This is a genomic window from Cryobacterium sp. TS_SC_7 (assembly GCF_056156285.1).
Window position 1 is genome coordinate 1220435 of record NZ_CM149589.1, and the last position, 20602, is coordinate 1241036.

General features: G+C 68.5%; 17 protein-coding genes. 12 read left to right on the forward strand and 5 right to left on the reverse strand.

Annotation, left to right across the window (positions count from 1 at the left end; translation table 11 throughout):
• The first annotated feature begins 14 nt into the window (after positions 1-14).
• Positions 15-1214: an aminotransferase class I/II-fold pyridoxal phosphate-dependent enzyme gene (locus AC0J5J_RS05725; protein ID WP_474899933.1), complete on the forward strand. Its 1200-nt coding sequence runs from the start codon at positions 15-17 to the stop codon at positions 1212-1214.
• A 234-nt stretch (positions 1215-1448) separates the two neighbouring features.
• On the opposite strand, the gene AC0J5J_RS05730 is transcribed toward AC0J5J_RS05725, so the two are convergent.
• Complete coding sequence (locus AC0J5J_RS05730; protein ID WP_134424994.1) at positions 1449-2522, reverse strand: alkene reductase; 1074 nt, start codon at positions 2520-2522, stop codon at positions 1449-1451.
• 163 nt (positions 2523-2685) lie between these two features.
• On the opposite strand from AC0J5J_RS05730, the gene AC0J5J_RS05735 reads away from it, so the two are divergent.
• On the forward strand, positions 2686-3756 hold the full coding sequence (locus tag AC0J5J_RS05735; RefSeq protein WP_474899934.1) for an alpha/beta fold hydrolase: 1071 nt from the start codon (positions 2686-2688) through the stop codon (positions 3754-3756).
• On the opposite strand, the gene AC0J5J_RS05740 is transcribed toward AC0J5J_RS05735, so the two are convergent.
• Entirely contained in the window at positions 3693-4427 is a 735-nt protein-coding gene (locus AC0J5J_RS05740) for a glucose 1-dehydrogenase (protein WP_134424995.1), read from the reverse strand. The two genes, AC0J5J_RS05735 and AC0J5J_RS05740, sit on opposite strands and share 64 nt — an antisense overlap.
• A gap of 102 nt (positions 4428-4529) precedes the next feature.
• Between AC0J5J_RS05740 and AC0J5J_RS05745 the strand changes: the two genes are divergently transcribed.
• Together AC0J5J_RS05745 and AC0J5J_RS05750 are read left to right on the forward strand one after the other, a co-directional pair.
• Positions 4530-5210, forward strand: a complete 681-nt coding sequence (locus AC0J5J_RS05745) for a TetR/AcrR family transcriptional regulator (protein WP_134424996.1) — start codon at positions 4530-4532, stop codon at positions 5208-5210.
• Positions 5211-5343: 133 nt separating this feature from the next.
• Positions 5344-5748: a DUF7882 family protein gene (locus tag AC0J5J_RS05750; protein WP_241972782.1), complete on the forward strand. Its 405-nt coding sequence runs from the start codon at positions 5344-5346 to the stop codon at positions 5746-5748.
• 12 nt (positions 5749-5760) lie between these two features.
• On the opposite strand, the gene AC0J5J_RS05755 is transcribed toward AC0J5J_RS05750, so the two are convergent.
• On the reverse strand, positions 5761-6624 hold the full coding sequence (locus AC0J5J_RS05755) for a carbon-nitrogen hydrolase family protein (RefSeq protein WP_474899935.1): 864 nt from the start codon (positions 6622-6624) through the stop codon (positions 5761-5763).
• Between the two features lie 131 nt (positions 6625-6755).
• Between AC0J5J_RS05755 and AC0J5J_RS05760 the strand changes: the two genes are divergently transcribed.
• The 8 genes from AC0J5J_RS05760 (at position 6756) to adhE (ending at position 18076) form a co-directional block, all read left to right on the forward strand.
• A complete protein-coding gene (locus AC0J5J_RS05760; protein WP_474899936.1) occupies positions 6756-8327 on the forward strand; it encodes a glycosyltransferase family 39 protein in 1572 nt (523 codons plus the stop codon).
• A 4-nt stretch (positions 8328-8331) separates the two neighbouring features.
• Positions 8332-9087 carry a polyprenol monophosphomannose synthase gene (locus AC0J5J_RS05765; protein WP_134424999.1) on the forward strand — a complete coding sequence of 252 codons (756 nt, stop codon included), beginning with the start codon at positions 8332-8334 and terminating at the stop codon, positions 9085-9087.
• Positions 9088-9207: 120 nt separating this feature from the next.
• Positions 9208-9909, forward strand: coding sequence for an NUDIX hydrolase (locus tag AC0J5J_RS05770; protein ID WP_420898548.1), 702 nt, complete (start codon positions 9208-9210; stop codon positions 9907-9909).
• 115 nt (positions 9910-10024) lie between these two features.
• On the forward strand, positions 10025-11335 hold the full coding sequence (nadA, locus tag AC0J5J_RS05775) for a quinolinate synthase NadA (RefSeq protein ID WP_474899937.1): 1311 nt from the start codon (positions 10025-10027) through the stop codon (positions 11333-11335).
• Positions 11336-11337: 2 nt separating this feature from the next.
• A complete protein-coding gene (gene nadB, locus AC0J5J_RS05780; protein ID WP_474899938.1) occupies positions 11338-13053 on the forward strand; it encodes an L-aspartate oxidase in 1716 nt (571 codons plus the stop codon).
• Positions 13047-13907, forward strand: coding sequence for a carboxylating nicotinate-nucleotide diphosphorylase (gene nadC / locus AC0J5J_RS05785; protein ID WP_134425003.1), 861 nt, complete (start codon positions 13047-13049; stop codon positions 13905-13907). Before nadB ends, nadC begins: the two co-directional genes overlap by 7 nt.
• Positions 13908-13919: 12 nt before the next feature.
• Positions 13920-15062, forward strand: a complete 1143-nt coding sequence (locus AC0J5J_RS05790) for a cysteine desulfurase family protein (protein ID WP_474899939.1) — start codon at positions 13920-13922, stop codon at positions 15060-15062.
• 293 nt (positions 15063-15355) lie between these two features.
• Positions 15356-18076 (forward strand): bifunctional acetaldehyde-CoA/alcohol dehydrogenase, encoded by a 2721-nt coding sequence (adhE, locus tag AC0J5J_RS05795; RefSeq protein WP_474899940.1) that lies wholly within the window; start codon positions 15356-15358, stop codon positions 18074-18076.
• Between the two features lie 141 nt (positions 18077-18217).
• Here the strand turns inward: adhE and AC0J5J_RS05800 are convergent, their stop codons facing one another.
• Positions 18218-18949 carry a maleylpyruvate isomerase family mycothiol-dependent enzyme gene (locus AC0J5J_RS05800; protein WP_474899941.1) on the reverse strand — a complete coding sequence of 244 codons (732 nt, stop codon included), beginning with the start codon at positions 18947-18949 and terminating at the stop codon, positions 18218-18220.
• A gap of 53 nt (positions 18950-19002) precedes the next feature.
• Positions 19003-20520, reverse strand: a complete 1518-nt coding sequence (locus tag AC0J5J_RS05805; RefSeq protein WP_474899942.1) for an HNH endonuclease signature motif containing protein — start codon at positions 20518-20520, stop codon at positions 19003-19005.
• Positions 20521-20602: the final 82 nt, after the last annotated feature.

Here is a 20602-nt window from a genome sequence, read left to right on the forward strand (position 1 = left end):
ATGCAGGTGACACGATGACAATCTCCGGGGCCTGGCGACGCACGGCCCGGGGGGCCGGGCTGCTGGCGCAAGACGGCAGCGTCGCCGCGAGTATTTTCGCGGAGATGAGCGCCCTCGCCCTGCGCACCGGTGCCATCAACCTGGGTCAGGGTTTTCCAGACGAAGACGGTCCGGCTGAGGTGCTCGAGGCCGCACGCCAGGCGATTTCCGACGGGGTGAACCAATACCCGCCGGGGCGTGGTCTGCCCGTGCTGCGCAGTGCCGTTGCGCGTCACCAGCACCGGTTCTACGGCTTGTCCGTCGACCCGGACACCGAAGTCCTGGTGACGGCGGGCGCCACCGAGGCGCTGGCCGCCACCATTCTCGCTCTGATCGAGCCGGGCGACGAGGTGGTCACCCTGGAGCCGTTCTACGACGCCTACGGGGGTCTGATTGCGCTGGGCGGCGGCATCCATCGAACTGTGCGCCTGCGGGCGCCCGACTTCCAGCCGGACCCCGATGATCTCCGCGCCGCGATCACCGACCGCACCCGGCTGATCATCGTGAACAACCCGCACAACCCCACGGGCACCGTGCTGCCGCCCGAGACTCTCGAGCTCATCGTTGCCCTCGCGCACCGGCACGACGCCCTCATCGTGACCGACGAGGTTTACGAGCACCTCACTTTCGGTGTTCCCCACCTTCCGGTTGCGGCGCTGGCGGGCGCGGCCGAACGCACGATCACGATCTCCTCCGGTGGCAAGACCTTCAGCACCACCGGCTGGAAGATCGGCTGGCTCACCGCACCGGCTTCCCTGGTCACTGCGATCCTCGCCGTGAAGCAGTTCCTCACCTATGTGAACGGTGCGCCGTTCCAGCCCGCGATCGCTCGGGGCCTCGACCTGCCGGACAGCTTCTTCACCGGCATCGCCGCCGACCTTGAGGCCAAGCGGGACGTGCTCGAACGAGGGCTGACCGCTGCGGGCTTCGCAGTCAGCCGGCCGCAGGGGTCGTATTTCATCGTGGCGGATGCCGCGCCGCTCGGCTACACCGACGGAGCCGAGCTCTGCCGGGCGCTGCCCGACCTGGCCGGGGTGGTGGCGGTGCCGATCAGCGCGTTCTGCTCCGCAGCGCACCGTCCGGAGTACTCCTCGCTGGTGCGCTTCGCCTACTGCAAGAAGGTGGACGTGCTCGAGCGCGCCGCCGCACAACTGGCAGGCCTCGTCCCCCGGTAACAGCCGGCAGCCCCCGTAGCCTCCCGGCCGTGCCCGCAGTCTGCCGGGAGCCCGGCTTCCTCGTGCATAACTCCTGCAATTTCGTCGGCGCCGACATCCCGCCCCCGGAATTCCGGGGGCGGGGCGCAAACGCTTCAGAAATTGCAGGAGTTATGCACATGGCCGGGTCGGGATGAGGGCCGGGCCGGGATGAGGGCCGGGATGAGGTCAGGCCAGAGGGCCGGGAAGCTGGTGCTAGTGCGCCAGGGCCGGGTAGTCCGTGTAGCCCTCGGCTCCGGCACCGTAGAAGGTGAGCGGATCGGGCGCGTTCAGCGGCAGGTCCTTGAGCCAGCGGGCGACCAGGTCGGGGTTGGCGATCACGGCACGTCCGACGACGACAGCATCGGCCAGGTCGTCGGCGATGATGGCCATCGCCTCGTCCCGGTTGGTGACCTCGCCGAAACCGCTGTTGACCAGGAGGGGACCTCCGAAACGGGTCCGCAACTGCTGCACGAGGTCACCGGCCGGCTCGCGGTGCAGGACGCTCAGGTAGGCCAGTCCCAGCGGGGCGAGTGCGTCGGCCAGAGCGCCGTACGTCGCCAGCACATCGGCGGCATCCGTCTCGAGGGCGTCCTGAATGTTGTGCTCCGGGGAGACACGGATGCCCACCCGGCCGGCACCGATAGCCTCGGCCACCGCGGTGACGACCTCAACGACGAAGCGCGCGCGGTTCTCCGGCGAGCCGCCGTAGATGTCGTCGCGCTGGTTGGAGGCGGGAGACAGGAACTCGTGCAGCAAGTAGCCGTTCGCGGAGTGGATCTCGACGCCGTCGAGTCCGGCGGCGATGGCGTTGCGGGAGGCCTGCACGAAGTCCGCGATCACGCCGGGGAGTTCGTCCGTCGTGAGGGCGTGCGGCACCGGGTAGGCGGCCTTGCCCTCGTAGGTGCGGGTCTCACCCGCAATGGCGATGGCGCTGGGTGCCACGACTTCGCGGCCGCCGTTCGTGCCTTCGTGCGTGACGCGACCGGCATGCATGACCTGGGCGACCAGGCGCCCGCCGGCGGAGTGCACGGCGTCGGCCACGTTGGTCCAGCCGGCGATCTGCTCGGGGGTCACGAGGCCGGGCTGGCCCGGGAAACCCTGGCCCGCGTGGCTGGGGTAGGTACCCTCGGTCACGATCAGGCCGAGGGACGCGCGCTGCTTGTAGTGCTCCACGACGAGGGGGCCGGGCACACCTTCGATGCCGGAACGCACCCGGGTCAGCGGCGCCATCACGAGCCGGTTGGGCAGTTGCAGGTCACCGAGGGTCAGCGGGGAGAAAAGATTCACGAATAGCTCTTTCTGTGGGGCAGGGGTGCCATCGGGACGCGTGCGCCGCAGCCGGCCTGGGGAAGCAGGTTCCCCCTGATGGCAACGGCACCGATCCCTCACATATTCCGTTCCGCGAATGACAACGGGCAATCCACAGCGGCGGCCGTGACGAACCACCCCCATGAGCATCCTCGCCCAGACCAGGCCGACCACCTATCCGCGGGTCCTGCCGAGCCGGATCCCCCCGGCGCCGAAAGTACCGGACCAGGGTGCCTACTGCCCGTTCCCGCTGACAAAGGATGCCCGCAGCCTGCGGCTCACGACGAGTTCCATGCGCCTGAGCCGGACCACCGTCTCGGTTCGGCACGGCCGCCGCACCGGCAGCACCACGGCAACGATCCTGCTGCACGGCGCCGCCGGTTCGTGGACCACGTGGACGCCGCTGCTGGCCGCAGCCGACGCCTCCGGGCTGGCCCTGACCGACCTGATCATCCCCGACCTCCCCGGCTGGGGCGATTCGCCGTTCCCGGCCGATGGGCCCTCCCGCTCGATCGAGGCGACCGCGGCCGCCGTCGCCGAGATCGCCCGGGCACTCGGTTACACGTCGTGGAGCGTGATCGGCCATTCCCTGGGCGGCTTCGTCGCCCTCGAACTTGCCGCCTGCGAAACCCGGTCGACCGCGTTCGTCGGCCTCGTCTCGGCCACCACCTATTCGGTCATCGACACCGTGCGGCACCCGGTCGCCCGATTCGCCGCGCTGCCCGGGTATGGCGCCCTGCTGCCGGTGATGCGGGCTCTTGCCTGGGCCGGGCGCCATGGTGACGTCCTGATCCGACTACTCCACCGCACGAACCTGCTGCGCTTACTTGCGGCTCCGCTCTTTCGTCGTCCGCAGCTGCTGCACGAGAGCGTGGTCGGTGCACTCGCCACCGAGCTGCGCCCGCACGCCTTCGCCGTGGCATCCGATCTGGCCGGGGGCTACGACGCCGACCGGTCGTGGTCCCGGATCGAGTGCGCGGTGCGTGCGGTGCAGGGTGACGCCGACATCTTCGTCGCGCACACGGATGCTGCGCGGCTCCATGCTGTCATCCCCCGCTTCGAGCACACCACAATGCCCGGCACCGGTCATTTCGCGCACGTGGAGAAGCCCTTCGCCACGCTGCGACACCTTGTGCCGGGCCTGCGTGGTCAGTTGTGCGGGATTCCGATCGTCAGCCCGCCGTCGATGACGAACTCGGCTCCGGTCGAGTAGCTGGACTCGTCGCTGGCCAGGTACAGCACCAGGCTCGAGACCTCTTCAGGCTTCGCCCCGCGACGGAGGGGGATTTCGACCATGTTCACGTCGAGGGACTTGGTCATCGCCGTTTCGATGAACCCCGGGTGAATCGAGTTGACCCGGATGCCGAGAGGCGCCACGTCCAGTGCGACCGACTTCGTGATGCCGCGAACGCCGAACTTGGATGCGACGTAGGCGTGCAGCCCCGCACTGCCCAGGAGCCCTTCCACCGAGGAGACGTTGACGATCGATCCGCCGCCCCGCCGGGACAGTGCCGGGATGGCGGCGCGCATTCCGAGGAACGTGCCGGTGAGGTTGATCTCCAGGGTGCGCGTCCACACGTCGATCGGAAAGTTCTCGATCGGGGCCGCGCTGGCGATGCCGGCGTTGTTGACGAGCACGTCGAGGCCGCCGAAGGTCTCGACTGTGAAGGTCACCGCCTGCGTCCAGTCCGCCTCCTCCGTGACGTTGAGGTGCACGTAGCGCGCATTCTCACCCAGTTCCGCCGCGAGGGCGGCTCCCTCGTCGTCGAGGAGGTCCCCGATGACGACCTGCGCTCCCTCGGAAAGCAGACGCCGGGCGTGCGATGCACCCATCCCCCGAGCGCCCCCACTGATCAGTGCGACTTTGCCTTGAACCCGACCCATGATGACCAACTCCTGATTTAAAATTATAAGTAACTCATAAATGAGCGTACTCCTTTCTTTTGACCGACTGCCGAAGCCGGTCCGCCACCTAGGCTGAAGGCGATGGATCACAGCCAGGCGACCAGCGCCGCCCCGAACGAGGCTCCGACGAGCGCCGTCGCCCCCGGTCGGCGGGAGCGCAACAAGCAGGACAAGCAGTCCCGCATCCACACCGCCGCAGCGGCACTGTTCACCGAGCGGGGCTACTCCGCGGTGACGACACAGGACATCGCCGACCGGGCGGATGTCGCCATCGGTACCCTCTTCCGTTATGCCTCATCGAAGGCGGAGCTGCTCCTGATGGTCTTCAACGACGACTGGCGCCGCAGCCTGGAGCACGAGCCTGCGGCGGCCGGCTCGGACCCGCGCACCCGGATCATGGCCCTGCTGGGGCCGCTGGTCACCGCAGGGGCCCGCCACCGGGAGAATACGGCCGTCTACCAGCGTGAGATCCTCTTCGGCGAACCGGGACCGTACCGCTCCGAGGCACTGACCCTGGTCGATCAGCTGGAAGAGGCGATCGGAACGGCGCTCCTCAGCTTCGACGGCACGATGCCCGGCGTCGAGCGCCTCCGACCGGGAACGGATGCCTCGCTGGCGGCGCGCACCGTGTTCTCGGTGCTGCATATGGAACTGATCCGTGCGAGCATCGGGCGCTCGACCGCGACGGATCTGCCCCGGGTTCTCAGCGCCGAGATCGATGTGGTACTGCACGGCCTCCTGCAGCCACCCGTCCCGCAGTAGGGGGCGATCGCGGCGGCGTGGCGGATTCACTTGTCAACCGGGATCAATACGACCAAACTGAGGATCATTCCTCAGGAGGCCACTCGCTGTGGGCGGCCTTCTGCACAGCCCTATCGATTGAGAGCGGCGCGCCATGGGTTCGTTGACGTATGACAGAGTCACGGTTGAGTTCGACGACCGGATTCTGGCACATCTCCAGATCGTGATCGTGCAGAAACTTCGCCGCGGGGAGAGTTTCCTACTCTCCTGGCGCAACGCCGCCGAAGCCGGGAACGGGCGCAGTTCCGCCTGGCTGCATCCGGCCATCCCCCTGTACTTCAAGTTCTCCGGCGGCCAGCCGCCCAGCATCAACCCGCTCTGGCTCGCGCAGCTCACCCGATCCGCGAACAGCTCGCAGGGTCTGGTTGCCACGGGCGAGGAGCGGGCGATGGCCGAGCCCGAACGGCCGGAACGATCCGAGCGAAGCCAGCGCCCGGACCAGAAGTTCACGGTGCGCGCCGCGCCTGCCTCGCAGGACACCATCGCCACCGACCTCTGATCGTACGTCCCGTCAGCGTGGAACCACGGTGAACCGGCGCAGCGCCAGCGCGGGGTTGCGGGCGCGCACGGATTCCAGCCGCTGCGTCGCCACCCAGGCGACCGCGACATCCGTCGTCTCGCCGATCGTGACCAGTTCCACACCCATCGGGTCGACCACCATGCTGTTGCCGACTCCCACCGGCGGCGCGTGGTCGGCCGCGGCCACGTAGACGGTGTTCTCCAGGGCCCGCGCGGTCAGCAGTGTGCGCCAGTGTTGTTCCTTCAATGGGCCCCGCACCCATTCCGCGGGCACCAGAACAAGCTCGACCCCCACGTCGACCAGGCGTCGCGTGACCTCCGGAAAACGGATGTCGTAGCAGGTCTGCATGCCCACCCGCACCCCCGCCACCTGGAACGTCTCGGGCTCCTGCACCGGTCCGGCCAGCACCCAGTCGGACTCGCGGTCGCCGAACGCATCGTAGAGGTGCAGTTTGCGATACTTCGCGACCAGGCGGCCGGCCGGGTCCAGGGCAACGAGCGTGTTCGAGAATCGGTCCGGGTCGTCGGTCGTCTCGAGCATGCCGGCCACGACATGCACGCCGAGATCGGCGGCGATCGTCCCCAGGGCCGCAACGAAGGCCCCGTCGAGCGGCTCGGACGCTGCGGCGAAGGACGGCCCCATCACCGGCTCGAAGAACGCTGAGTATTCGGGGAAGACGATCAGCCGGGCCCCGCGGGCGACGGCCGTCCCGGCGAGCGCGCGCATGACGGAGAGGTTGGCGGCCTGGTCGGGACCGGGGGCGAATTGGGCCACGGCCACTCCGACACCAGACCCCACGGGGTGGGCGCCGGGATCGACGGCTGCGACAGCGCGGGTCACGCGGGGATCGATCATGCCGCCAGCCTAGCCGCCGTGGGAAACCGCGAACCGGCCCGCCGCATCCGTGCCCGTCTGCCCGTCGACACCCGCAGGCAGCCCTGCCCGACCGGGTATCAGGGTTCAGCGAGGTGGCCTAACGTATATGCGTGTCCTCCCCGTCTGTGGTTTCCCGCCTCGCTCGCACCGAAGCACCGACCCGTCCCCTGGGTCGAACGGGTGGGCTGGCAGCGCTCCTCGGTTTGTTCGGCTTTCTCGTGTCGGTGGCCGGGTCATGGCAGCCGTCGTTCTGGGGCGACGAGGCGGCCAGCGTCATGTCGGCGGAACGGTCGATTCCCGGGTTGTTCGCGCTGCTCGGGAATGTCGATGCCGTGCACGGCGCCTACTACCTCGTTCTGCACGTCTGGATCGACCTCTTCGGGTCCTCCGAACTGTCGACCAGGGCCCTGAGCGCCCTGGCCGTCGGCGTCGCGACGGCCGGGACGTTCGCGCTGGCCCGCACCCTGATCTCCACCCGGGTCGGCGTGATCGCAGCCCTCGTCTTCGCGGTGCTCCCGCGGGTGACCTATATGGGCGCGGAGGCACGCTCCACCGCCATCGCCACGGCGGTCGCCGTCTGGCTGACCGTGCTGCTGGTGCGCCTGCTGCGCGACCGCGACCTGAATGCCGGCACGCGGTTCGCGCTCTGGGGCGGCTATTCCCTGTTGCTGGCCGCCGGCATCTACTTCTTCCTCTATGTGTTGCTCCTGGTTCCGGTTCTCGGCCTCGCCGTGCTGCTGCTGACGCCGAACGCAGGTGCCAGGATGGCGAGCCTTCGCGCCTGGGTGCTGGCGACCGCCGCCGGCCTCGCCCTGGCCGCACCCGTGATGCTGGCCAGTATCGAGCAGCGGGACCAGATCGCCTTCATCGGGCGCCGCCCTCCGATCGCGGTGCTGACCGCCGCGGTGTACCAGTGGTTCGGCAACACGTCCCTGGCGATTCTGGCCTGGGGTCTGGTGCTGGTGGCCGTCGTGCTGGTGTTCGCCGGCCTGGTCGTGACCGGCCGCGGTCGGTTCGCCGTGCCCATGGTCGAATCGGCAGGGCCGAACACCAGGGCCGCGCTGGCGGTGATGCTGGCCTGGATGATCCTGCCGAGCGCAGCACTCCTGATCGGCACACAGCTCATCACCCCGATGTACTCGCTACGGTACCTGTCGGTCTGCACACCGGCCGCCGCGATCGCCATCGCCGTGGGGATCGCCTGCCTGCGGCCACGCTGGACTCAGGCCGCGGCCCTCGTGCTCATCGCGGCGCTGGCCCTGCCCAGCTACCTCGACCAGCGCAGCGAATTCGGCAAGAACTACGGCGCCGACCTGCGTCAGGCGGCCGAGGTCGTGCGGGCTGGCGCCCAGCCGGGCGATGCGGTCGTGTTCGACGAGAGTGTGAGACCGTCGCGGAAACCCCGGCTGGCCCTGCACGTGTACCCGGACGCCTTCGCGGGACTGAACGACGTCACCCTGGGCCGCTCCTTCGACTCGACCGACGCCCTGTGGGATGTGACGCTGCCTCTGGCCGACGTCACCGACCGGCTCACCGGAACCGACCGGGTCTGGGTGCTGCAGTACGAGGGCAGCGGCGAGAATAGACGCGGGGACGACATCCGCAGCCTGCAGCAGCTCGGCTTCACGGTCACGTCGTCGACCCTGCTGAACCGCACGCTCATCATCGAAATGGCAAGGTAGCTCCATGGCTCGGACCCTGATCATCATCCCGACCTACAACGAACGTGACAATATCGCGTCGATCGTGGGCCGAGTGCGGGCGAGCGTGCCGGCGGGCGACGTGCTCGTGGTGGATGATTCCTCCCCCGATGGCACGGGAGCGCTGGCCGACGCGCTGGCCGCCGCGGATTCCCAGGTACACACGCTGCACCGCACTCGGAAGGAGGGCCTCGGCGCCGCCTACCTCGAAGCGTTCACCTGGGGTCTGTCCCGCGGCTACGAACGGTTGGTGCAGCTCGATGCCGACGGATCGCACCTCCCCGAACAGCTGCCGGCGCTGCTGAGGGCGACGGATGCGGCCGACGTGGTGCTGGGCTCGCGCTGGGTGACCGGCGGCGCGGTCGAGAACTGGCCGTGGCACCGCCGCCTGCTGTCTCGGGGTGGTTCCGTCTACTCGCGCGTTCTGCTGCGCCTGCGCCAGCGTGACGTCACCGGCGGTTACCGCGTCTACTCCGCCCACGCGCTCGAGCGCATGGACCTGTCCAGTGTCGACAGCCTGGGCTACTGCTTCCAGATCGACATGCTGCTGCGTGCGGTGCGGGCCGGGCTCACGGTGGTCGAGATTCCGATCACATTCGTGGAACGCACCCTCGGATCCTCGAAGATGAGCGGCTCGATCGTGGCCGAGGCCATGGGTCGGGTCACGATCTGGGGTCTCACCGGCAGGAACGCCCGCCGCGCTGCTGTGCTCCCACCGGCATCCGTGCCGCAGGGCCGCTGACCGGGCGGCCTGACGGAGTCCCCGCCCTCCCCGTCACCCGCCCCAGGCGCGTGACTTCTGGTCAGTCTGACTATAAGATGGTCCCATTCAGTTAGAGTCAGATTGACCTTTACCGAGTGGATGGTGCGGATGAACGGACAGATCGGGGCGGCCCTCGCCGTGTCGACGGTCATCTTCGCCCTGCGGCCGGACCTTGAGTCGGGTTTCTCGACCCTGTGGCTGCCGCTCGTGCGCCGCACCCGCGAGCCCTACCTCGACCAGTGGGCACTCCCCGGCGGCGGACTGCCGACCGACGAGGAACTGGCCGGCGCCGCCGCCCGCACCCTGCGCGAAACCACCGGGCTGACCCCCAAATACCTCGAACAGCTCTACACGTTCGGTGATCCGGGCCGCTCCCCCGGCGGCCGGGTGGTCTCGGTCGTCTACTGGGCACTCGTGGAGTCCGACGAGGCCGCCCTGGCGGTCGTGGACAAGAACGTGCAGTGGTTCTCCGCCGACCATCTGCCGCCGCTGGCCTTCGACCACAACCGCATCGTCGAGTACGCCCTCTGGCGCCTGCGCACGAAGGTCGAGTATTCCCGTATCGCGCACGCATTCCTGGGCGAGACGTTCACTCTCGCGCAGCTGCGGGAGGTGCACGAGGCCGTGCTGCAGAAGGCGCTCGACCCGGCCAACTTCCGGCGAACGATCGAATCGTCGGGCACGGTCGTCGACACCGGCCAGCGCGTCGCCGGGGTGCCGCACCGCCCGCCGCGGCTGTACCGCTACAACGACTCCGTGCACGCGGTCGATTCGGGTGCACTCGAGCCGGCGATCGGATAAGCATGACGACCACCCGCCCCGCAGGCCCCCTGGCCACGCACAACCTGCCTGAACGCCCCTTGTCTGAACGCCGCTTTTCTGAACACCGCTTTTCTGAACACCGAGGAGTTACCCCATGACCATCGCATCGGTCGACCAGACCATCCGACTCATCAGCACGGGAGCGGCCGCCGGAAGCACCTGCAGCCCCGACCTGGTCACCGCCCCCTGGGAGTTCGATTCCGGCGCGCCGGGCTACGGCCCCGGGGCGTCGATGGGCGACGTCATCCCCACCGGGTCACCACGCCAGGGCGACCTGCCCGAGGTCTACCGTCGCGCGACGACGCAGGAACTGGGTGAGCGCATCCGCGCCGCCAAGGCCACGCTCGGCGACCGGGTGGTGATTCTCGGGCACTTCTACCAGCGCGACGAGGTGCTTGCGCACGCGGACTTCGTGGGCGACTCCTTCCAGCTGGCGCAGGCGACGAAGAGCCGGCCCGACGCCGAGGCGATCATCTTCTGCGGTGTGCACTTCATGGCCGAGACCGCCGACCTGCTCTCCACCGCGGATCAGGCCGTCATCCTGCCGAACCTCGCCGCCGGCTGCTCCATGGCCGACATGGCCGACATCGACTCCGTCACCGACTGCTGGGAGCAGCTCGAAGACCTCTACGGCACCGAGCCTGACGCCGACGGCCGCGTGCCCGTGATCCCGGTGACGTACATGAACTCCTCGGCCGCGCTCAAGGCGTTCTGCGGCGAGCACGGCGGCATCGTCTGCACGTCGTCGAACGCCGAAACCGTGCTCGAGTGGGCGTTCGAACGCGGCCGCCGAGTGCTGTTCTTCCCCGACCAGCACCTCGGCCGCAATACGGCCAAGGCGATGGGTGTGCCGCTCGACCGCATGCCGATGTGGAACCCGCGCAAGCCCCTGGGCGGCAACAGCACGGCGGAGCTCGAAGCCGCGCAGGTCGTGCTCTGGCACGGATTCTGCAGCGTGCACCGGCGGTTCACGGTGGACCAGATCGCGGTGGCGCGACAGGAACATCCCGGCGTGAGAGTGATCGTGCACCCGGAATGCCCGATGAGCGTGGTCGACGCCGCCGACTCCTACGGTTCCACGGACTTCATCAAGAAGGCCATCGAGGCAGCCCCGGCCGGAACCACGTTCGCCATCGGCACCGAGATCAACCTGGTGCAGCGCCTCGCCGCCGAGCACCCCGAGCACACCATCTTCTGCCTCGACCCTGTGGTCTGCCCCTGCTCCACCATGTATCGCATCCACTCCGGCTACCTGGCCTGGGTGCTCGAGGCGCTTGTGGGCACGGCCGACCGTGCGCCCGAGGTGCTGAACCGGATTCAGGTACCCCTGGACGTCGCCGGTAATGCCCGCATCGCGCTCGAGCGGATGCTCGCCGCGAAGCCGCCAGTCTCGCGCGGAGCCTGACCATGACCCATGTGCTCGTCGTCGGCAGCGGACTTGCCGGACTCATCGCGGCGGTGCGGGCGACGGATGCCGGCCACCGGGTCACGCTCGTCACGAAGGCGGGCCTGCCCGACAGCAACACCCGTTACGCCCAGGGCGGCATCGCCGCGGCCATGTTCCCCGACGACTCCGTCGAATCCCACGTTCAGGACACCCTGCGGGCCGGGGCCGGGCTCTGCGACCCCGTCGCGGTGCGCGTGCTCTGCTCCGAGGGGCCGGCCCGGGTGCGCGATCTGATCCGCTTCGGCGTCGACTTCGACCGTGACGAGTCCGGGGTGACCCGGGGTCTCGAGGCCGCCCATTCGCGCTCGCGCGTGCTGCACGCCGGCGGGGACGCCACCGGCGCCGCCATCGAGGCTGCCCTGGTGGCGACGGTGCGGGAGCGCGCCGCCCGATCGCTGCGGGACCCCGGCGCCCGCCTTAACATACTGGAACACACCATGCTGGTGGACCTGACCGTGCGGGACGGGAGGGTGACCGGGGCCGTACTGCTCGGGCCCGACGAGATCCTCACCCCGCTGGTCTTCGACACGGTGATCCTGGCGACGGGCGGCGCCGGCGAGCTGTTCCCGCACACCACGAACCCCACCCTGGCGACGGGCGACGGAGTCGCGGCCGCGTGGCGAGCCGGGGCATCCGTGTCCGACCTCGAGTTCTACCAGTTCCACCCGACCGCGCTCGCTGTACCCGGCACCCCGCTGGTGTCCGAGGCGGTGCGCGGGGAAGGCGCCGTACTGCGAAACTCCGCCGGCCACCGTTTCATGCTCGAGGTGCACCCCGACGGCGAACTCGCCCCGCGCGACGTCGTTGCCCGGGGCATCGCCCGTGAAATGGCCCGGCAGGGCGGCGTTCCGGTGCGGCTGGACGCGACCGGTCTCGGCCGGGAGCTGCTTGAGCGACGATTCCCGACCATCACCGCGGCCTGCCGTGCGGCCGGCCTGGACTGGGCCGTGGAATCGATCCCGGTCGCGCCGGCCGCGCACTACTGGATGGGCGGCGTGCTCACCGATATCTGGGGCCGCAGCAGCCTGCCCGGCCTGTTCGCGGTGGGAGAAGCGGCCCGCACGGGCGCTCATGGCGCCAACCGGCTGGCGTCCAACTCCCTGCTCGAAGCCGCCGTGTTCGCCGACCGTGCGGTGCGCGCGCTGCGCCTGCCGGTACGGGGTGTGCGGAATGGGGGGACCTCGGTCTCGACAGGCTCGACCACCGGAGGCCCGGTCTCGACAGGCTCGACCACCGGAGGCCCGGTCTCGACAGGCTCGACCACCGGAGGCCCGGTCTCGACAGGCTCGACCACCGGAGATCGGGCGGCCGTGCAGCAGCTGATGTGGGAGTGTGCCGGAGTGCTGCGGAGCGGGGCGAAACTCGCCGCCGCATCCGTCACCCTGGCCGACTGGGCGACCCGGAGGCCGGAGCCCGACGGCACCGCCCCGCTGAATATGCGTATTCGGGCATATGAGGACGCCAACCTGCTCGACCTGGCGGGGGTCACTGTGGCCTCGGCCCTGGCCCGGCAGGAATCTCGCGGTGCCCACCACCGCTCGGACTTTCCCGATAGTCGCCCTGAGCTCGCCCACTCCATCGTCTGGAGCCGCGGCGCCGGGGAGACCGCCGCCGAGATGAACAGCACCGTGAACCTGGACCACCTCACCGAGGCCGAGGAGGCCATTGCATGCTGACCATGAACGCCATCGACACCGTTGTGCGCGCCGCACTCGATGAGGACGCCCCCTGGGGTGACCTGACCTCGCAGGTGCTCATCCCGGCGGACGCCGTTGCCACCGCCCAGCTGGTGGCGCGCGAGGCCGGGGTCTTCAGCGGCGGGGCCGTGTTCGCATCGGCATTCCGGCTGACCGACGCAGGAATCGTCGTGCGGATGCTGGTGGCAGACGGCATGGCATTCGCGGCCGGCGACGCCCTGGCCGAGGTGTCGGGGTCCGCCCGCGGCATCCTGCAGGCCGAACGCATCGGGCTGAACTTCGTGCAGCGGATGAGCGGGATCGCCACTCTGACCGCGCTCTACGTGGCCGAGATCGAGGGCACCCGGGCCCGCATCGTCGACACCCGGAAGACCACCCCCGGCCTGCGCGTCCTGGAGCGCGCGGCCGTGCGGGACGGGGGCGGCCACAACCACCGATTCAGTCTCTCCGACGCGGTGATGGCCAAGGACAACCACCTCGCTGTGCTCACCGCCGGCGGCCTCAACCTCACCGAGGCGCTCCGCCAGGTTCGCGACCGCATCTCCCACACCACGCACCTGGAGGTGGAGGTGGACCGGATCGACCAGATCGAGCCGGTGCTCGCCGCCGGCGTCGACACGATCATGCTGGACAACTTCTCGCTCGACGACCTGAGCGAGGGCGTACGCCTGACGAACGGACGAGCTCTCGTTGAGGCCAGCGGCGGTGTGTCGCTGGCTACCGTGCGCGGCATCGCCGCCACCGGCGTCGACGTGATCTCGGTCGGGGCCATCACGCACAGCGTGCGCTCCCTCGACCTCGGCCTCGACGTCGTCATCCTCACCGAGGGCTGATCGGACGCCGTCATGATCTACCTCGACAACGCCGCGACCACCCCGGTGCGCCGAGAGGTGCTCGAGGTGCTCTGGCAGCAGCTCGCCGGCCGATTCGGCAACCCGTCGAGCCACCACCGGGTGGGCGAGGCTGCTGCCGCAGCCCTGGCCGAGGCACGGGCGAGCGTTGCCGACGTGCTCGGTTGCCGCCCGGCGGACGTGGTCTTCACGACCGGCGGCACCGAGGCCGACAATCTCGCGATCAAGGGCATCGCCCTCGGCGCCCCGCGCGGACGCCACCTCATCACCACGGCGATCGAGCACGAGGCCGTGCTCGAGTCCTGCGATTATCTGCGACGCCTGCACGGCTTCGAGGTCACCCTCCTCGACACGGATGTCTCCGGCCGGGTCGACCCGGAACAGCTTCGCGCCGTCCTGCGCGCGGACACCACCCTCGTCTCGGTGCAGTACGCCAACAACGAGGTCGGCACCCTCCAACCGTTGACCGAGCTCGCGGCACTCGCCCGCTCTGCCCGGGTGCCGTTCCACACGGATGCCGTCCAGGCTGCCGGCTGGCTTCCGGTCGACGTCGGCGCGCTCGGTGTGGACGCGCTGAGCATCTCCGGCCACAAATTGGGTGCGCCGAGCGGCACCGGCGCCCTCTTCCTCCGCCGGCGGATCGCAGTCGAGCCGGTGCTGCACGGCGGTGGCCAGGAGCGCGGGCGCCGAAGCGGCACGGAGAACGTCCCGGGGGCTCTGGCATTGGCCACCGCACTGCGCCTGGCCGAGGCCGAGCGCGCGGAGGCTGCCCCCCGCATCATTGCCCTGCGTGACGCGTTCATCGCCACAGTGCTGGCGGGCACGCCGTCCGCCCGCCTCACCGGACATCCGACCGAGCGTCTGCCCGGCACCGCGTCGTTCGTCTTCCCTGGAACGAGTGGCGAGGCTGTGCTGCTCGAACTCGAAGCGCGCGGCATCGTCTGCTCCAGCGGGTCGGCCTGCGCGGCAGGCAGTGACGAGCCCTCCCACGTTCTGACCGCGCTGGGCTACCCGGCCGAGGTCGCCCAGACCGCCGTGCGGTTCACGCTCGCCTCCACGACGACAGCAGCGGATGCCGCGCACGCCGCCGCATCCGTTGAGGGTGCCGTGGCCACCGTGCGCGGTCTCGGCAGCTGAACGGCCTTACCCGGTCCCAACGGCGCTGGCGCACATCGTGCGCACGCGTGTGTGCACGCGCGGACTTCGCGCGTGTGCACGCGCGCGACCCGACAAAGCGAGGAGAGTTGTCAGACAATTAACGAAGGACCCGTCACGCCCGAAGAAACGTGCCTCGATCAGGATATCTCTTACCGAGACCCGGTCTCGGGGAGGCCGAATACGCCTCCCCTGACATGCGACCATCTGGCTGAAGTCGTAAGGTTATAGACAAGAGGCGATAAGCCCAAGTTGGGCCGCCAAAAAGGGACACAATGACAATAATCGACAAACCAGTCACCGAGTCACTTGCCACTCAAATTGACTCCCTGGTTAAAGCCGCTCAGGTCGCGCTTCTGGATTACGCGAACTTCACGCAAGAGCAAATTGATCACATCGTTAAAAAAGCATCCGTAGCCGCCCTCAGCAAGCACGCTGAGCTGGCAGTTCACGCAGTCGAAGAGACTGGACGCGGCGTCTTCGAAGACAAGGCCGTGAAGAACCTCTTCGCATGTGAGCACGTTACGAACTCCATGCAGAACCTTAAAACAGTCGGTGTCATCAGCCACGACGAAATTACCGGCATCACCGAAATCGCCGAGCCGGTCGGTGTTATCTGCGGTGTGACCCCCGTCACGAACCCCACCTCGACCGCGATCTTCAAGTCGCTGATCGCGCTGAAGACCCGCAACCCGATCGTTTTCGGTTTCCACCCGGGCGCCCAGCAGTCCTCCGTGGCCGCAGCGCGCGTCGTGCGTGACGCCGCCATCCTCGCCGGCGCACCGGCGAACTGCATCCAGTGGATCGAAACGCCCTCACTCGAGGCCAGCAGCCTGCTGATGAACCACCCGGGCGTCGCAACCATCCTCGCCACCGGTGGTAACGCCATGGTCCGCGCAGCCTACTCCTGCGGCAAGCCCGCCCTCGGCGTCGGTGCAGGTAACGTTCCTGCCTTCATCGAGAAGAGCGCCAAGCTCAAGCGCGCCATCAACGACGTCGTGCTCTCCAAGGCCTTCGACTACGGCATGATCTGCGCGTCGGAGCAGGCCGTCATTATCGAAGAGCCTCTCTACAACGAGGCCATGACGGAATTCAAGCGCCTTCACACCTACCTCGTGACCCCGGCCGAGAAGACCCTCCTCGAGGACTACATCTTCGGAGTCCAGGCCAACTCGACCAACTGCGGCGAGGCCAAGCTCAACGCGGCCGTCGTCGGCAAGTCGCCGGTCTGGATCGCCCAGCAGGCCGGATTCACCGTTCCCGAGGACACCTCGATCCTCCTGGTCGAGGTCAGCGGAGTCGGACCGCACGAGCCGATGACCCGCGAAAAGCTCGCGCCAGTTCTCGCCGTGCTGCACGCCAAGGACGCGGAAGAGGGCATCTCGCTCTCCGAGCAGATGGTTGAATTCGACGGCCTCGGCCACTCGGGCTCCATCCACAGCGAAAACCCGGCGATCATCGAGGAGTTCGGAATCCGCGTCAAGGCGGTCCGGATCATCACGAACGCACCGAGCTCGCTCGGTGGCATCGGCGACATCTACAACGCGTTCATCCCGTCGCTCACGCTCGGGTGTGGTTCTTACGGACACAACTCCGTCTCGAACAACGTCTCGGCGATCAACCTCATCAACGTCAAGCGCATCGGCAGAAGGAACAACAACTTGCAGTGGTTCAAGGTTCCCGCAAAGACCTACTTCGAGCCGAACGCCGTTCGCTACCTGGCGGACATGCGCAACGTCGAGCGCGTCACCATCGTGACCGACGCCACCATGACCAAGCTCGGTTTCGTCGACAAGATCCTTGACGTGCTCAACCGTCGCGAGAACCGCGTCTCCCTGCAGATCATCGACAACGTGCTCCCGGAGCCGACCGTCGCCGCCGTCAAGAAGGGCGCAGAGGAAATGCGCGCGTTCAAGCCGGACACGATCATCGCCCTCGGCGGAGGCTCGCCGATGGACGCCGCGAAGGTCATGTGGCTGCTGTACGAACACCCCGAAATTGAATTCTCGGACATGAAGGAAAAGTTCTTCGACGTGCGCAAGCGCGCGTTCAAGTTCCCTGACCTCGGTGAACTGGCCAAGCTCGTCTGCATCCCGACCACGTCGGGTACCGGTTCTGAGATGACCCCCTTCGCCGTGATCACGGACGAAGTGACCGGAGTGAAGTACCCGCTCGCCGACTACGCGCTCCTGCCGACCGTCGCGATCATCGACCCGTCGCTCACCGCAGCGATGCCGTCGTTCCTGGTAGCAGACTCGGGCTTCGACGCTCTGACGCACGCGACCGAGGCCTACGTCTCCGTCTACGCGAACGACTTCACCGACGGCCTGTGCCTGCACGCGATCAAGCTCATCTTCGAGAACATCGTCACGAGCGCCAACGGCACGTCGAACAGCACGGATGCCGCCGTCATCAAGTCGCGCGAGAAGATGCACAACGCCTCGTCGATCGCCGGCATGGCGTTCGGTAACGCCTTCCTGGGTATTTGTCACGCGATGGCTCACGTCACCGGCGCGCAGCTCCACCTGATCCACGGTCGGGTGAACGCGACGTACCTGCCGCACGTGATCCGCTACAACGGCCTCATCCCGACGAAGCTGACCAGCTGGCCCAAGTACGAGAGCTACATTGCTCCCGAGCGTTTCCAGCAGATCGCCAAGCACCTCGGCCTCCCGGCCTCGACGCCTGAAGAGGGCATCGAGTCCTACGCACAGGCCGTCGAGAAGCTGCGCGACCAGGTCGGCATCAAGCCGTCCTTCCAGGCTCAGGGTGTCGACGAGCAGGACTTCATCGGTCGCCTCGATTCCCTCGCGATGGGCGCCTACGGCGACCAGTGTGCACCCGCCAACCCGCGGATGCCCATGCTCGCGGACATGAAGACGATCATGGAAGCCGCGTACTACGGCACCTCGTTCAACGAGGTCCGCGCCGGTCGCAAGGCCGTGGAAGCACTGGCACCGGCCGAGAAGAAGCCGGCCCGCAAGACAGGCAAGTAGTCTCTCCGCCTGAATGAATGAAGAACGGCCCCGTACCTCCAGGTGCGGGGCCGTTCTTCATGTCGTGGCCGCTCTGCCGGGCTCTGCCGGGCTCTGCCGGGCTCTGCCGGTCGAAGCCGCTCTGCGGGGACTGAGGCCAGATCAGAGCCAGCGCGGGGCCGCTGAGGGCTCCCCCGTGCTGGACACCACGCCGCCACTGCCCCGGCCGGCTGCCCAGGCGGCAAGGTCGGCGAGGCTGCCGGTGACGTGCTCGGCGGCACCCGCGCTGCCGTAGCTCTCGTGCGCCGAATCGGTGGCGGTGAGCCGGTAGTCGGCATCACCGCGAGCCGTCCACGCTCCGACGATATCGCCGAGAAGCCTCGTGAGGACCTCCCCGGGGAGACTCTCGAAGCCGGCGCCGTGGCCCAGGTCGACGGCATGGAGCCACAGTTCGCGGGCGCGCATCCAGATGCTGTCCCGCAGTGGGATCGCGGCACCCTGTCCGTTCCGCACCGGCGCACACCAGCGATCGGCCGGCAGACTCTGCCACCGGCGATCGAGGTCGGCGGCCGAGTCGGCCCAGGATCGACGCAACGCGTCAGGGCGGAGGATGCTGCCCGCAGCGACCTCGGCGTTCCGCGCCTCCGGCGAGGCGTACATCACGGTCTCCACGCCCGTGTCGGCCCACTGTGCCAGTCGGCCCAGCGCCCGGGCGTTGGATGCCACGTGTGCCACCACGTGACGGCGGGTCCAACCCGGCAGAAGCGAGTCGCCATCGAGTTCGTCATCGGTGAGCGAGTGCAGCTCGCGGCCGAAGAATTTCGTACCCTGCCGCGCGAGGGCCAGGGTCGATTGCCGGGCGGCCAGATCGGACGCATCGCGGGGTGTGATCATGGGGCTCCTGTCGTCGGACAACCTGGGACTCCACGGTACGCGACGATAACAGGCTACTGATCGTCGCGGGTCATGTTCTTGCGTTCGATGGCGTCGGTCATCCGGGTGCGTGACTTCGTGACCCTTCGCCATTTGCGTGCCCCGGTTTCGAGCCAGGGTGGTGCCATGATCTGCACGGCGCCGCGCACCATCCGGATGGCCCAGCCGGAGGCGGCGAGGTAGCGGTGGTGGAACCAGCAGAGGCAGACGCCGTTGTCGGTGTGGGTTTCCCCGCCCTCGGAATGCGGGATGACGTGGTGGATCTCGGTCATGCCGGCGGGGATTTTGCACCAGGGGATGATGCAGGTGCCGTCGCGGAGTTGGATCGCGCGTCTCTGCGCGGGCGTGAAGCAGCGCTCGGGGGAACCGAGCTTGATGATGCGGCCCTCGTCGTTGATCACGACCTTCTGCTGTCCGCCGGTGCTGACCAGATCCTTGACGGCACTGATCGGGATCGGGGAATCGACGCCGTCGATCCAGCCGACGCCGCGGCCCTGGCCGAAGTCCGCGTTGAGGTCCTGTTCCCGCACGCTGACCAGCACCGTGGCGGGGGCGCCGCCGATGGTCGGTGCCTCGCCGGCGCGGGCGGCGACGTCGACGATCACGGCGAACACGTCGTGCCGCCGCTGGTCGGGCGTGCGGTCATCCCGTTCGAGCAGCGCCTGCTCCCGCGCCTGCTCCGGTGTGAGCCCCTCCCGGTTTGTGTCGGCGTCTTCCTCGGCGTGGAAGGCGACCGGCGCACTCTTCGGCGACAGATACGCGTCGAACAGGCGGCGCAGCTTGCCCGCGATCTCGGGCATCAACGACCCCGACACCGGCACCACGCCGTCGCGTTCCCGGCCGAGCCGGAACGACCGCGCCACCGCGGCGTGGTCGTCGGGCCGCGACCCGTCGGGCGCGAGCACGGCCTTCCAGACGGAGCCCTGCAACCGGACCTCATCCGCCGGCGCGGGCACCGGGGTCTGCGCACTCGTGCCCGTCGCCGACGCCACCAGCTCGCTCTCCGCGGCCTGCACCGAGTCCAGGTCGGTGCACCGCAGCGTGGGCGTCAAGGCGGTCAGGATGGCGTCGGCCGTGTCGACGCCGATCGCGCCGGTGGCCAGAGCGATCGAGGTCGCCGGAAAGGTGGGCGGCAGCGGTTCGCCGCTCAGGGAGCGGCCGGTGCGGAGCTGCTTGCCCAGCCGCATCCGTCGCCCGGCGGTCGGGCCCGACACCAGGGTGAGCCGCTCGAGCAGTTCGCCGGCGGTGCGGCAGCCCTTCTTCGCCGACAACTGCGAGGTGCCGAGCTCGGGGCGGGACCGGTCGGCGACCTCCCCGGCCGCCGCCACCCGGAGTGCGTCGACGCGGCGGCCGAGCACCTCGACCGCCGTGGTCACCTGCAGCAACCCGTCATCGTCAAAGCTCCGCACCCCCGCACACGCCAGGGTCGACCCCAGTTCACCCGCGAGAGCCCGCAGCTCAGCCACCACCAGCGCCGCGGCTGACGGGCCGGGCGCGGCATCCGCTGCGAGGGTTTCGGTGGGGTTGGTCACAAGATGATTCTAGCTCAGTTAGAACACATATTCTAGTGAAAGCAGAAATAAATTCTGGTGAGCATCAGACATAATAACGAGC